Source organism: Streptomyces sp. 4F14, assembly GCF_048159485.1.
Taxonomy (GTDB): Bacteria; Actinomycetota; Actinomycetes; order Streptomycetales; family Streptomycetaceae; genus Streptomyces.
Window position 1 is genome coordinate 188,892 of record NZ_JBLRVY010000012.1, and the last position, 12,782, is coordinate 201,673.

Sequence of the window (12,782 nt, forward strand, 5' to 3'; positions counted from 1 at the left end):
TCACAGCAGGGCCTCCGTACTGATCGGCAGGTCGCGGAGTCGGCGGCCGGTCGCGTGGAAGACCGCGTTGGCGATGGCGGGGGCGACCCCCGTCCGCACGATCTCGCCGACGCTCCGCAGCGCGACGGGGTCGGCCCGACGGCTCTGTCCGTCCAGGGGGATCGCCCGCAGGTCGGGGACGTCGGCGGGGACAGGGTGGCCGGTGAGGTCCGCGTGCACGATCCGGCCGTCGCGGTGATCGGTGACCGTCTGTCCCAGCAGCGCCTGGCCGATGCCGCTCACCAGACCGCCCAGGGCCTGCCGGGCAGCGAGCGCGGGAAGGGCGGTCCGGCCGGCGGCGTACACGCCGAGCATCCGCCGTACCCGCACCGAGCCCAGCCGCCGGTCGACGGCCACCTCCGTGAACACCGCGCTGAAGGCGTACGGGTCGTCCGGGGTGAAGGCGCCGCGGGTCTCCAGGTGCGGGCGGGCGTTGCGGGTGAGGAGCTGCCGGTAGGTCTCGCCGCGTGCGCGGTCGTACGTCAGGTGGAGCCGGCCGGCGCGGACGCGGATGTCGGCGGGGTCGGCGCCGTACAGCGGGGAGTGTTCGTCCGTGACGGCGAGTTCGACGGCCTGGCGGCGCAGCCGGTCGCAGGCGTCCTGGACGGCGGAGCGGGCGGCGTTCATGGTCTGGGAACCGGCGTGGGGCGGGGCCGGGGCGTCGGCGGGGGCGTCGGGTTCGAGGCGGACGGTCTCCGGGGTCAGGCCGAGGGTGTCGGCGGCGAGGCGGGTCAGGGAGACGTGCCGGGCGGGGCCGGGGTCGGTGGTGGAGAAGCGGACCAGGGCGGTGCCGTCGGCGTCGAGCCGGACGTGGGCCCGCGCCCGGGTGCGCAGGGTGTCGTGGACGCCGCCGGCGACGCCGGTGCCGATCAGCAGGTCGCCGTCCCGCCGGGAGCGTGGCGCGGGAGCGCGCCGGTCCCAGCCGAACTCGCGCGCGCCGGTGCGCAGGCAGGCGCGCAGCGGCCCGTCCTCCGGCAGGTTGCGCAGCCGCAGTTCGAGGGGGTCGATGCCGAGTTCGTGGGCGAGTTCGTCCATGGCCGACTCGACGGCGAACGTGCCGGCGCAGGAGCCGGGTCCCCAGAGGTACGTCGGGGGGCTCACGTCCAGCGGCACGGTCCGGTGGGTCTGGCGCAGGTGCGGGGTGAAGTAGAGCGCCCGGCCGGGGGTCAGCGCGTTCTCGATGTGCTGTCCGTCCCCGGAGGTCTCCGCCCGGATGCGGTGGTCGGCCGCGCTCAGCCGTCCGCCGCGGGTGGCGCCCAGGCACAGGGTGTAGGTGTGGGCGGGCCGGTACCCCGCAGCGTGGTGCTGTTGCTCGCGGGTCGGGACGAGCTTGACCGGTCGGCCGAACGCGCGCGCGGCGAGGGCGGCGAGGACCGGGTACGGCCCGAGCGGCGGCGCGCTGCCGGACGTACCGATGGACGGCGGGACGATGCACACGTCCTGCGGCGGGATGCCGAACACGGAGGCCAGTTCGTCCTGGGCACCCGGGGTCCACGGGGCGCGGTCCCAGACGGTGAGGCGGTCGTCGTCCCAGCGGGCGACGGTGGTGTGCGGCTCCAGCGTGTCCGGGTGGACGCGCGCGATCCGGAAGGTGCCCTCCACGGTCACCTCGGCTTCGGCCAGGGCCTCGTCGGGGGTGCCGCGTACGTGGTCCTGCCAGGGCCGCGGGTCGTTCTCGCGGACGCCGGGTGCCGACAGGTCCGTCTCGGGCCGCTCGGCGCGGCAGGTCACCTGTACGGACCCGGCGGCGTGCCGCGCGGCTTCGGGCGTGCGGGCCACGACCACGGCGACCGGCTGCCCGAAGTACCGGACCCGGTCGTCCTGGAGGACCGGCGGCTCTTCCCCGGCGAAAAGGTCCGGCCGGGGTACGTCGAGGTGGCTGAGGATCCCGAGGACGCCGGGCAGGCCGTCGGCGGCGCGGGTGTCGATGCCGGTGATCCGGCCGCGGGCGATGCGGCTGCCGACGACCACGGCGTGTACGGCCCCCTCGACGGTGTGGTCGGCGGTGAAGGTGGCCCTGCCGGTCACCTTCAGGCGTCCTTCGGCCCGGGAGAGGACGGAGCCGACGGCCGACTCGGGCCCGGCGTTCACTCCGTGCCTCCCAGCGCACGCAGCTGACGTTCGACGGAACGTTTCAGCAACTCGGCCTTGAACGCGTTGTGCCGCAGCGGTCGCGCCCCCTCCGCGGCCACCTCGGCCGCGCGGGCCCACAGTCCGGGCGAGGGCCGTTCGCCCACGAGGCGCCGCTCCACCTCCGGCAGCCGCCAGGGCACGGTCCCCACTCCCCCGGCGACCACCTTCGCCGTCCGGATCACACCGCCCTGGATGTGCAGCGCGACAGCGGCCGAGACGAGCGCGAACGCGGCGGACTGCCGGTCGCGCACCTTCAGGTACCCCGACCGCAGCGGGCCCGGATGCGCCGGGATCTCCACGGCGGTGATCAACTCCCCCGGCCTCAGGGCGTGTTCGCGGTCCGGGGTGCTGCCGGGCCGGAGCAGGAAGCCGTCGATCGGTACGGTGCGCGCGCCGTCCGGGCCGTCCAGGTGCACGCTCGCGTCCAGCGCCGTGAGCGCCACGGCGAGGTCGGAGGGGTGGGTGGCCACGCAGGACGCGGACGTGCCGAGGATCGCGTGGCCCCGGTTGCGGCCGTGCACGGCGGCGCAGCCCGAGCCGGGTGCGCGCTTGTTGCACTCGCCCACCGTCACGTCACGGAAGTACGCGCAGCGGGTGCGCTGCATGAGGTTGCCGCCGACGGTCGCCACGTTCCGGATCTGCGGGGGCCCGCCCGACTCCAGCGCCTGGGCGATCACCGGGTAGCCGTCGCGTATCCCGGGGTGGGCGGCGGCCTCGGCCATCGTCACCAGCGCGCCGATCCGCAGCCCGCCGTGCCCGGTGATCCCGCGCAGAGGGAGTCCGGCGATGTCCACGACGGTGTCCGGGTGTTCGACGCCCGCCCGCATCAGGGTGACCAGATCGGTGCCGCCGGCGAGGTAGCGGCCGCCGGCGCCGAGGGCCTCGCGCGTGTCGCGGGTCCGGGTGTAGGCGAAGGGGTGCATCAGGTTCTCGCCCCCGCCTCGGCGGCCTGCTCGATCGCGCGGACGATCCCGCCGTAGCAGCCGCAGCGGCAGAGGTTGCCGGTCATCCACTCCCGGATCTCGCGCGGGGAGCCGGCGTGGCCCTCCTGGACGCAGGCCACGCCGGACATGAGCTGCCCCGGGGTGCAGAAGCCACAGCCGAACGCCTCCTGGTCGATGAACGCCTGCTGGAGCGGGTGCAGCCGCTCCCCGTCGGCGAGCCCCTCGACCGTGGTGACCTCGGCGCCGGTCAGCCGGACCGCCAGCACCAGGCAGGAGTTGACGCGGCGTCCGTCCACCAGCACCGTGCAGGTTCCGCAGGCGCCGGCGTCGCAGCCCTTCTTCGAGCCGGTCAGGCCGAGGTGTTCGCGCAGCAGGTCCAGGAGCGAGGTCCGGTTGTCGACGGTGACGGTGTGGGGGGCACCGTTGACGGCCAGGGACACGCGGGTGCCGGGTGGGGCGGGTGGCACGGCGGGTTGGGGGGACATACCCACTCTCTCGGTGGTCGGAGGATGCGTGGCGGCAGTCCACTGTGCGCCGTCCCTCGCCCGCCGACGAGAAGCCGGTCTTCGTACGTCCCGGGTGCGTACTTCCGCCGAACGTACGTCTGGTAGTAGTCGCTTGCGGTGTGCGGCATCGGGCGGATCGGTAATCTGGTCCGGCGATTGGTCCAGCCACATGACCAATACCGCGCGATGTGCACCCGATGAGGCGTGCGGGACGGGAGGATTGGCCCAGTGGTTCAACCTGACAGCGCGTTCCAGGCCGTCGAGCGGCCGAAGCTGTACACCTCCGTCGTGGAGCAGATCCTCGCCAAGATCCGGGCCGGGCATTTCCCGCCCGGCAGCGCCCTGCCCGCGGAACGGACCCTGGCCGGGCAGCTCCAGGTCAGCCGGGGGTCGTTGCGGGAGGCGCTGCGGGTACTGGAGCATGCCGGGGTGCTGGACATCCGGACGGGCAGCGGGGCGTACGTCGCGTCGGAGGGCGGCTCCAGCGCTACGGTCCTGCGGGCGCGGGCCGCCGCGATCGGTGAGCACAGCCCCCTGGACCTGATCGTGGCGCGGGCCGCGATCGAGCCGGTCTGCGCGGAGCACGCCGCGCTCTCCCATCACCCGACCGACCTGGCGGCGCTGGAGGCGTCCGTCGAGGAGCAGGCGAGGGCGACGGCGGCCGGGGAGGACGTGTCGGAGTCCGACCTCGCCTTCCATCTGGCCGTGGCCGCCGCCTCCCGCAACAGCGTGCTGCTGGCGCAGCAGCGGACGCTGGTCGAGCTGATGCACGAGCAGACGTGGAGCGAGCTGAAGCACCGCTCCCGCAGCCGCGAGCACGCGGCGGAGGAGTACCTGTCGCACCACCGGCTGGTGCTGGACGCCATCCGGGCGCGCGACGCCCGGCGGGCCCGCCAGTTGATGGCGATGCACATGAGCGCCGTCGAGACCGCGTTGCTCGCGGAGCTGGAGCACCGGGGCTCGTTTCCCGGGAACGAACGCTAGAAGGGGCGAAGCCGCACGGCAGCGGCTTCGCCCCTCTGTTTCCCGGCCCGAGCCGCGTCGTGCTAGGCGCGTTCCAGGAGAATCAGGTAGATCGCGTTGGGCGGGAGGTCGACCGTCTCGGTGTAGGTCCTGCCGGGGCGGACGGTCTTCTGGGCGACCAGTTGGAGGGCGGCCCTGGCCGGGTCGCCGAAGTAGTTGCTGGTGGTCTGGTCGATGCGGTAGACGCGCTCACGGACGGGGCCGTGCCGGAGGTGGGCCGGCAGCCGGGTCATGTCGACGGTGGCCCGGTAACCGCGGTCGCCGGTGTGCTGCCAGTTCCACACCATCAGCGAGGCGCCCGTGCGGTCCTCGGCCGCCATGGCGTACACGCCGTTGTCGCCTTCGAGGCCGGTCGTGGTGGCGGAGACGCGGGTGTCCTTCATCCGCGACTGCATCAGCAGCATGTTGCCGTACGGGGTGAAGGTGTCGGCGAGGGGGCCGCCGGGGGTGCGGGTGACCAGCTGGTCCTTGCGTTCCTCGACCCGGTGGCGGACGCACCAGTTGAACAGGTGGGTGTCGGGCTGGCCGGCGTAGTAGTAGCCGTAGGTGGCCATGCCGGCCGCCTGCCGGATGTAGTCCTTCCCGGGGTCGGGGTCGTCGTAGGCGGGGCCGGGGTAGATGCCGGTCTCGGTGACGAGGGCCGGGAGGTGCTGGTCGAGGCGGCGTTCGCGCAGCCAGCCGCGCAGGGTGTCGCGCTGGGAGGCGACGACCCTGAGGTCACCGCTGTAGAGGGTGGGGATCTTGTAGTCGTCGTCCCACGACAGGTAGGCGTGGTAGGAGAGGAAGTCGAGGCGTTTGCGGGGGTTCCTGTCGGCGGCGTAGGAGTCCAGGAAGGGCTTGAGCCACTTCGGGTCCATGAAGGACAGGGCAGGGCCGCCGAGTTGGATCCGGTCGGCGCGCTTGAGGTGCTTGTTGACCTGGGTGACGGCTTCGTAGAAGGGAACGTAGTAGCGGTAGAGGCCGTCCGGCTGGATCACGGTCTGGTCGGCGGGGAGTCCGGCGTGGCGCTGCTGGCCGTAGAACTGCCAGTCGGGCTCGTTGAACGCCTCGACGTACTTGACGTGCGGGTATTTCTCCTTGACGCTCCGCAGGATCAGTTCGAGCAGCGGCTTCAGGTCCTTGGCGGGCCGGTTGCCCTCGACGAAGTCCGTCGGGTTGAGGTTGATGAGCACGGAGTCGGAGACCTGGCTCGCCTCGGTGAGGTAGGCGTCAAGGGGGGTCAGGTCGCAGCGGCCGGCCGCGAGGTCGCACAGGTTGAAGATGTCGTGGCTGTCGGGCGCGTTGGGGCTGCTGAGCCAGATGCGGTAGACGTCTCCGTGCAGGCCCTGCCGGTTGAGGTAACGGACGTCCTGGGCGCGCTGCTGGGGCCAGGCCGTGACGTTGCCGAAGTTGTTGAACCGCTCGGGGCGCGGCAGTTCGCCCTTCGACGCGCCGAAGTCGACGGACACCGTGGCGGAAGAGGGCGGCGCGGAGGCCGCCTGTGCCGTGCCGGTGGGGACAAGGAGCAGTCCGGCGGCGGCTCCCGCCACCAGAGCGCGTTTCGTGCTGGTCAGCATCCGAGAACGACCTCGCTTCCGTGAGCCGTACAGAGGGGACCTCATGCGTTTTCGACGACGTCACCGCGGCCCGGCGACGCCTCCAGCAGGGCCTGGGTGTAGGGGTGCGCGGGGCGCGCGTACAGCTCCTCGGTCGTACCGGTCTCGACGAGCCGTCCCCGGTACATGACGGCGACGCGGTCGGCCACGAGGCGGACCAGGTTCAGGTCGTGCGAGATGAAGAGGTAGGCCAGGCCGAGTTCGGCGCGCAGGGTCATCAGGACGTTGACGACCTGGGCCTGGATCGACACGTCGAGGGCGGACACCGGTTCGTCCAGGACGAGCAGCCGGGGTCGCAGGGCGAGCGCGCGGGCGATGGCGACGCGCTGGCGTTCACCGCCGGAGAGCCGGCCGGGGTGGAGCGGCGCGTACGCCTCGGGCAGGCCGACCTGGTGCAGCAACTCCCGTACGCGGGCGTGCTGTTGGTCTCTCGGTACGACGTCTTTGTGGACCCGCCACGGTTCCCTGACGATGTTCTCGACGGTGCGCCGGGGGTGCAGGGAGGCGTAGGGGTCCTGGAAGACCATCTGGATGTCGCGTCGCTGCCGGCGCATCTCGCGGCCGGAGAGCGCGAGGAGGTCGCGGCCCTGGTAGTGGACCGTGCCGCCGGTCGGTTCCACGAGGCGCATGAGGGTGCGGGCGAGGGTGGACTTGCCGGAGCCGGACTCGCCGACGACGGCCAGGCACTCGCCCTCGTGGAGGTCGAAGGTGACGCCGTCCACGGCACGCAGGACCGTACGGCGCCGGGGCGGTCCGGAGACGAAGTGCCGCTGGAGGCCCGCGACCCGCAGCAGTGCCGGGCCGGGTTCAGTGGGCGGCATGGAGGGCCTCCTCCGTGTGGTGGCAGCGGCTCGACCGGTCGGCCTCGGCCAGCGGCAGGAGTTCCGGTGCCTCGGTGGTGCAGCGTGCGGTGGCCAGGGGGCAGCGCGGGTGGAAGGCGCAGCCCGGGACGGCGTGGGCCTTGTCGGGCGGGCTGCCCGGGATCGGGCGCAGGTCGCTCCAGGTGCGGGCGGACTCGGGCTGGGAGGCGAGCAGGGCGCGGGTGTAGGGGTGTGCCGGGCGCCGGTAGATGGCGTCGATGGCGCCCCGTTCGACGATCTTCCCGGCGTACATGACCGCGACGTCGGTGGCGACCAGCCGGGCCACGGCGAGGTCGTGGGTGACGAAGACCAGGGCCATGCCCGTCTCCTGGCGCAGGTTCCGGATCAGGCGGAGGATCTCGGCCTGGACGGTGACGTCGAGGGCCGTCGTGGGTTCGTCGGCGATCAGGAGGCGGGGGCGCAGGGCGATGGCGAGGGCGATGCAGACGCGTTGCCGCATGCCGCCGGAGAACTGGTGCGGGTAGTCCCCGAGACGTTCCCCGGCGGCCGGGATGCCGACCTGCCGCAGCAGTGACACGGCGCGTTCGCGGGCGGCCCGCCGGTCCATGCCCTGCCGTACCCGCAGGAGTTCGGTGAGCTGGGAGCCGATGGAGAAGACCGGGTTGAGGCTGTCCAGGGAGTCCTGGAACACCATGGAGATGCCGGGCCCGCGGACGGTGTTGAGCCGGTTCTCGTCCCAGCCGACGAGGTCGTTCCCCTCGAACTCGATCGTGCCGCGCACCCGTCCGGGCGGGTCGATCAGGCCGAGCAGGGCGCGTCCGGTGACGCTCTTGCCGGAGCCGGACTCGCCGAGGATCGCGAGGCTCTGCCCGGCCTTGAGGGTGAAGCTGACGCCTCTGACCGCCGCGACCCGGCCGCGGTCGGTCGCGAAGTCGACGGCGAGGTCACGGACGGCGAGCAGCGGGGCGTTCCCCTCGTCCCCCTTGTGTCCCTCGTGCCCCTGGGCCTCGGCGTCGGGTCGTAGGCGGCGGTCCTTCAGCGGTTTCACCGGGACGCCTCCTCGTCACGCGGGGCCTCGGGGGAGACGAAGGCGGCGCTCTGCGCCGGGTCGTCGACCGCCCGCAGCCAGTTCGACAGGATGTTGGCGGCCAGGGCGATGGTCACGACCAGCAGGCCGGGGAAGAGGGTGACCCACCATGCCTGGCCGAGGTACTCGCGTCCGGAGGCGACCATGATGCCGAGGTCGACGTCCGGGCGCTGGAGGCCGACGCCGAGGAAGCTGAGCCCGGCGGCCTGGAGGATGACGTGGGCGACTTCGAGCATGGCGACGGTCATGACGGTCGGCGCGACCATCGGCCGGATGTCGGTCGCCATGATCCGCCAGGGCCGCGCGCCGAGTGCTCTGGACGCCTCGACGAAGACCCGTTCGCGGATCTCCAGCGCCTGGGCCCGGGCGACCCGCAGGTAGATGGGCAGCCGGGTGAGCGCCAGGACGACGATCAGGTTGGTGATGCTCGGCGACAGCACGTACAGGATCACCAGGGCGAGCAGCAGTGAGGGCAGGGTGTGGATGATGTCGCTCAGCCGCATGAGCGCCGCGTCGACCCAGCCGCCCGCGTAGCCGCTGACCAGCCCGATCGCCGAGCCGACGAGGGCGGACAGGCCCACGGACAGGGCGGCGACGATCAGCGAGGTGCGGGTGGCGACGATCATCTGGAGCAGCATCGGGCGGCCCAGGGTGTCCCCGCCGAGGAGGAGGGCGAGGCCGCCGTCCCCGTGGAAGGGGGGCTGGAGCCGGTGGGAGAGGTCCTGGCGCTGGGCGGCCTCGGCGAAGAACAGCGGTCCGACGAGGGACGCCAGGACGATGAGGGTGAGGACGACGGCTGCGGTGAGGGCCAGTGGGGAGCGCCGCAGCAGCCGGGCTCGGTGCCACCTCCCGGCGGCGGGTGCGGCCAGGTCGTGAGCCATGTCGATCAGCCCCTGTTCCTACGAGACGCGGACGCGGGGGTCGGCCACCGCGTAGGTGAGGTCGACCAGGACGTTGAGCAGGATGATCCCCAGGCCGATGACGAAGACGCCGGCCTGGATGACGGCGAAGTCCCGGTTGAGGACGGCGTCGACCATGACGGTGCCGATGCCGGGCCAGGCGAAGACGGTGCCGACGATGACGGCTCCGTTGACGAGGCCGGCCGCGCGGTCGCCGGCGACGCTGATGATCGGCAGGGCGGCGTTGCGCAGGGCGTGCCGGTAGACGAGGCGCCGGTGAGCCAGTCCACGGGCGCGGGCGCTCTGGACGTAGCCGGAGCCGAGGGCCTCGATCATCGCGCCGCGCACGACCTGGGTGAGGACCCCGACCGGGCCGAGCATGAGGGTCGCGACGGGCAGGACCCACGAGGACAGGTCGGACTGTCCCGAGGTGGGGACGGCGCCGAGGTGGACGGCGAGCAGGAGGACGCCGACCAGCGCGAACCAGAAGTCGGGGACGCTGGCGCTGGTCAGCGAGCCGAAGGTGATGAGTTTGTCGAGGAACCGGAAGCGCCGGGCGGCGGCGAGGCAGCCGAGGACTCCGGCCACCGCGATCGACAGGCTCATGGCGACGACCGCGAGCAGCAGGGTCTGGGGGAACACGGAGGTGACGGCGGTGAGCGCCGGGCGCTGCTGCCAGATGGACTGGCCGAAGTCGAGGTGGGCGACGTCGCCCACGAAGCGGACGAACTGCTGCCAGAGCGGGTCGTCGAAGCCGTGGGTCCTGTTGAAGTCGTCGACCATCTCCTGGCCGGCGCCCTGCGGCAGGTACAGGTGCGCCGGGCTGCCGGTGAGCCGGCCCAGGAAGAACACCACCACGACGACGCCGGCCAGGGCGATGACGCTGGACACCAGGCGTCGCGACAGGAAGGTCAGCATGGGGCGCCTCTCTCCGGGCTCGTGCGTGACCCGGGTCGGGTATTCAGCGGGTGAGTTCGACCTGGGCGGCCTGGAGTTCGATGCCGGTGAGGCCGTTCGGCTGGTACTCGACGCCCTTGTTCAGCAGGAGGAGGCTGAACTGTTCGGCGACGGGGACGATCGCCGCGTCACGCTCGTACGCCCAGCGGGCGGCCTCCTGGTAGAGGTCGGCGCGTTTCCCGCCCGCCGCGACGGCCGCCCCGCGCAGCAGTGCGTCCAGGTGGGGGTCGCGGATCGTGGAGACCGTGCCGGTGCTGGCGAGGTATTTGGGGAACGAGAAGCTCGCGTCGGCGAACGCGTTGTCGTGCGAGACGGCTGTCATGGACACCGGCTGGCCGCTGCTGTTGGTCGCGTGGATCTTGTCCTTGTACGCGTTGTCGTCGAGTTCGACGAGTCTGATGTCGAGTCCGGCGTCCTGGAGGTTCTGGATGACGGCCTGGAGGACGTCACCCGAGCCGGGGAACAGGGTGGTGCGGCTGATGAGTTCGATGCGCTTGCCGGTGTCGACTCCGGCGGCCCGGGCCTGGCGGATCAGGTCGGCGGCCTTGTCGGGATCGTGGGCGGGCCCCTTGTAGTCGGGGATGTAGCCGTTGACCGAGGACGTGACCATCTGGCCCGTCGGTTTGCCCGTCTTTCCCATGAGGGCGGTGACGATCTTGTCCTTGTCGATGGCGTAGCCGATGGCCTGCCGTACGCGCAGGTCGTTCAGCGGGGCCTTGTCGGTGTCCAGGCGCAGGAAGAACACGCGGGACTGGGTGTAGGAGCGGGTGCGGTCGCCCTCGACGGCGTCCTGGAGGGCGACGGGGACCGCGATGTCGGCCTCGCCGGCCTTGGCGGTGGCGGCCCGGACGGATGCCTCGCTCCGGAAGACGTACCGCACGGTGGCCGCCTGCGGTTTGGTCCCCCAGTACCCGTCGAACCGCTTGAACTCCAGGTCGGTGCCGGGGGTGCGGCGGACGAAGGTGTAGGGGCCGGTGCCGACGGGGTGGGAGGTCTTGGCGTTCATCGGTGTCCTGGTGGACACCATGTCGATCCAGCCGATGCGCAGGGGGAGGATCGGGTCGACGCCTTTGGTGACCACCTTGAGGGTGGTGGCGTCGACGGCGGTGGCCGTGAAGGGGTCGGGGATGTTCCCGAGGTTGAGGCAGCCGAGGTCGGGTTGCATGGTGCGCTTCACGTTGAACGCCGCCGCTGCCGCGTCGAAGGGGGTGCCGTCCTGGAACCTGACGTTCGGGCGCAGCTTGAACGTCCAGGTCGTGGGGGTGTCCTGGCGCCAGGAGAGGGCGAGCAGGGGGACGACGCCACCGCCGGCCGGGTCGACGTCGGTGAGGGACTCGGTGACGTTGCGGCGCAGGGTGCCGACACCGTCGGCTGCCTGGCTGTCGCAGGGGTCGAGGGAGGTGGGGTCGGTGGGGATCGCGATGGTGAGGGCGTTCGCCGCCCGGCCGGCGGAGCCGCCCCCGGCGGTCGGGCCGGCCGAGCAGGCCGAGGCCGTCAGGGCCGACACCAGCAGGCCGATCCCGACGACGGCCGGTCGTCGCTTTGTGGAGAGCATCTCGTTCACTCCTCGTCCGGGAGGGATGACGCACAGCGGAAACAGGACGGAATTGGTCCGACCGCAGGGCCGCTGCCGGAGCCTATGAGAAGCTGATTTCCGCGTCAAGAGAATGCACAGCGGCGATCGTAAAATCCCGCTTCACCTGCACATTCAAGGCGATCCACCCCGTGATTCCGCCATCGGCGCCCATCGGACGCCCCATTGACAACCCCGATCCGGCATCCCTACGGTCACCCTCAATTGGATTGGTGGTCGAACCAGTTGGCCAGGGTCCACCCCGGACAGAGAGGTCGTGAACCCGCGATGGAGACGGTCGGTGTCATCGGGCTGGGGGTCATGGGGGCGCCCATGGCGAGGAACCTTGTCGAGGCCGGTTTCGACGTGGTCGGGTACAGCCGCTCCCCCGGACCCGTGGAGCGCCTGGTCGCGGCCGGCGGACGGGCGGGCACCTCGGTCGCGGACGTGACCGCCCAGGCCGACGCCCTGTTCACCGTGCTGCCGGACTCCCCCGACGTCGAGGACGTCGTCCTGGGCCCGGACGGCGTCCTCGCCCACGCCCGTGAAGGACTGCTGCTCATCGACTCCAGCACCGTGCGGCCCGAGACCTCACGGACCGTCGCCGAGGCCGCGCGCACCCTCGGCGTCCACCCGCTGGACGCCCCGGTCAGCGGAGGCGAGAAGGGCGCCGTCGACGGCACGCTGTCGATCATGGTCGGGGGCCGGGAGACCGACTTCGCGGCGGCCCGGCCCCTGTTCGACGCGGTCGGCGCGACCGTCGTGCACGTCGGGGGCGACGGCGCCGGGCAGACCGTCAAGGCGGCCAACCAGATGATCGTCGCCGGGGTCATCGCCCTCGTCTCCGAGGCGCTGGTCCTGCTGGAGGCCAGCTCCGTCCCGGCGGGCGCGGCGCTCGACGTCCTGCGCGGCGGCCTGGCCGGCAACCAGGTCATGAACGTCAAGGGCGCCGGCATGCTCGCCCGCGCCTTCGAACCGGGCTTCCGCATCGACCTGCACCACAAGGACCTCGGCATCGCCCTGGCCGTCGCCCGCGCGGCCGGGGTCGCCGTCCCCACGACCGGCGTCGTCGCCCAGCTGATGGCGGCGGCCAGCGCCCGGGGCCTGGGCGCCCTCGACCACAGCGCGCTCCTCCTGCTCGTCGAGCAGCTCGCGGGCCGCGCCCCCGTACAGGACCCGGTCAAGTAGCCGTACGACAGGAGGCC

General features: G+C 72.3%; 11 protein-coding genes. 2 read left to right on the plus strand and 9 right to left on the minus strand.

Annotated features, from left to right (window positions below):
• The 3 genes from ACLZOT_RS22540 to ACLZOT_RS22550 are packed head-to-tail and all read right to left on the minus strand — an operon-like array spanning position 1 to position 3,601.
• Entirely contained in the window at positions 1–2,130 is a 2,130-nt protein-coding gene (locus ACLZOT_RS22540; RefSeq protein WP_416970809.1) for a xanthine dehydrogenase family protein molybdopterin-binding subunit, read from the minus strand.
• Positions 2,127–3,095: an FAD binding domain-containing protein gene (locus tag ACLZOT_RS22545; protein WP_416970810.1), complete on the minus strand. Its 969-nt coding sequence runs from the start codon at positions 3,093–3,095 to the stop codon at positions 2,127–2,129. The genes ACLZOT_RS22540 and ACLZOT_RS22545 overlap by 4 nt, the downstream gene beginning before the upstream one ends.
• Positions 3,095–3,601: a (2Fe-2S)-binding protein gene (locus ACLZOT_RS22550; RefSeq protein WP_416970811.1), complete on the minus strand. Its 507-nt coding sequence runs from the start codon at positions 3,599–3,601 to the stop codon at positions 3,095–3,097. The genes ACLZOT_RS22545 and ACLZOT_RS22550 overlap by 1 nt, the downstream gene beginning before the upstream one ends.
• Before the next feature lie 249 nt (positions 3,602–3,850).
• Here ACLZOT_RS22550 and ACLZOT_RS22555 point away from each other — a divergent pair, with 249 nt between their 5' ends.
• Positions 3,851–4,606 (plus strand): FadR/GntR family transcriptional regulator, encoded by a 756-nt coding sequence (locus ACLZOT_RS22555; protein ID WP_416970812.1) that lies wholly within the window; start codon positions 3,851–3,853, stop codon positions 4,604–4,606.
• A 62-nt stretch (positions 4,607–4,668) separates the two neighbouring features.
• Here ACLZOT_RS22555 and ACLZOT_RS22560 read toward each other — a convergent pair whose 3' ends face one another.
• Genes ACLZOT_RS22560 through ACLZOT_RS22585 form a run of 6 tightly spaced genes read right to left on the minus strand, consistent with a single transcriptional unit; the run spans position 4,669 to position 11,559 of the window.
• Positions 4,669–6,201 (minus strand): hypothetical protein, encoded by a 1,533-nt coding sequence (locus ACLZOT_RS22560; RefSeq protein WP_416970813.1) that lies wholly within the window; start codon positions 6,199–6,201, stop codon positions 4,669–4,671.
• Positions 6,202–6,242: 41 nt separating this feature from the next.
• The gene (locus ACLZOT_RS22565; RefSeq protein ID WP_416970814.1) at positions 6,243–7,061 is read right to left on the minus strand and encodes an ATP-binding cassette domain-containing protein; all 819 of its coding nucleotides are present in this window, start codon (positions 7,059–7,061) and stop codon (positions 6,243–6,245) included.
• Entirely contained in the window at positions 7,048–8,109 is a 1,062-nt protein-coding gene (locus tag ACLZOT_RS22570; RefSeq protein ID WP_416970815.1) for an ABC transporter ATP-binding protein, read from the minus strand. Before ACLZOT_RS22570 ends, ACLZOT_RS22565 begins: the two co-directional genes overlap by 14 nt.
• The gene (locus ACLZOT_RS22575; RefSeq protein WP_416970816.1) at positions 8,106–9,029 is read right to left on the minus strand and encodes an ABC transporter permease; all 924 of its coding nucleotides are present in this window, start codon (positions 9,027–9,029) and stop codon (positions 8,106–8,108) included. Before ACLZOT_RS22575 ends, ACLZOT_RS22570 begins: the two co-directional genes overlap by 4 nt.
• Before the next feature lie 18 nt (positions 9,030–9,047).
• Positions 9,048–9,965 carry an ABC transporter permease gene (locus ACLZOT_RS22580; RefSeq protein WP_416970817.1) on the minus strand — a complete coding sequence of 306 codons (918 nt, stop codon included), beginning with the start codon at positions 9,963–9,965 and terminating at the stop codon, positions 9,048–9,050.
• Between the two features lie 43 nt (positions 9,966–10,008).
• Entirely contained in the window at positions 10,009–11,559 is a 1,551-nt protein-coding gene (locus ACLZOT_RS22585) for an ABC transporter substrate-binding protein (protein ID WP_416970818.1), read from the minus strand.
• A gap of 264 nt (positions 11,560–11,823) precedes the next feature.
• Between ACLZOT_RS22585 and ACLZOT_RS22590 the strand changes: the two genes are divergently transcribed.
• Complete coding sequence (locus tag ACLZOT_RS22590) at positions 11,824–12,765, plus strand: NAD(P)-dependent oxidoreductase (protein ID WP_416970879.1); 942 nt, start codon at positions 11,824–11,826, stop codon at positions 12,763–12,765.
• The last annotated feature ends 17 nt before the right edge of the window (positions 12,766–12,782 follow it).

Excerpts from the sequence above, each read along its gene's own strand:
- ACLZOT_RS22545 (WP_416970810.1), bottom strand. The coding sequence starts at position 3,095 with ATGCACCCCTTCGCCTACACCCGGACCCGCGACACGCGCGAGGCCCTC.
- ACLZOT_RS22550 (WP_416970811.1), bottom strand. The coding sequence starts at position 3,601 with ATGTCCCCCCAACCCGCCGTGCCACCCGCCCCACCCGGCACCCGCGTG.
- ACLZOT_RS22560 (WP_416970813.1), bottom strand. The coding sequence starts at position 6,201 with ATGCTGACCAGCACGAAACGCGCTCTGGTGGCGGGAGCCGCCGCCGGA.
- ACLZOT_RS22565 (WP_416970814.1), bottom strand. The coding sequence starts at position 7,061 with ATGCCGCCCACTGAACCCGGCCCGGCACTGCTGCGGGTCGCGGGCCTC.
- ACLZOT_RS22575 (WP_416970816.1), bottom strand. The coding sequence starts at position 9,029 with ATGGCTCACGACCTGGCCGCACCCGCCGCCGGGAGGTGGCACCGAGCC.
- ACLZOT_RS22580 (WP_416970817.1), bottom strand. The coding sequence starts at position 9,965 with ATGCTGACCTTCCTGTCGCGACGCCTGGTGTCCAGCGTCATCGCCCTG.
- ACLZOT_RS22585 (WP_416970818.1), bottom strand. The coding sequence starts at position 11,559 with ATGCTCTCCACAAAGCGACGACCGGCCGTCGTCGGGATCGGCCTGCTG.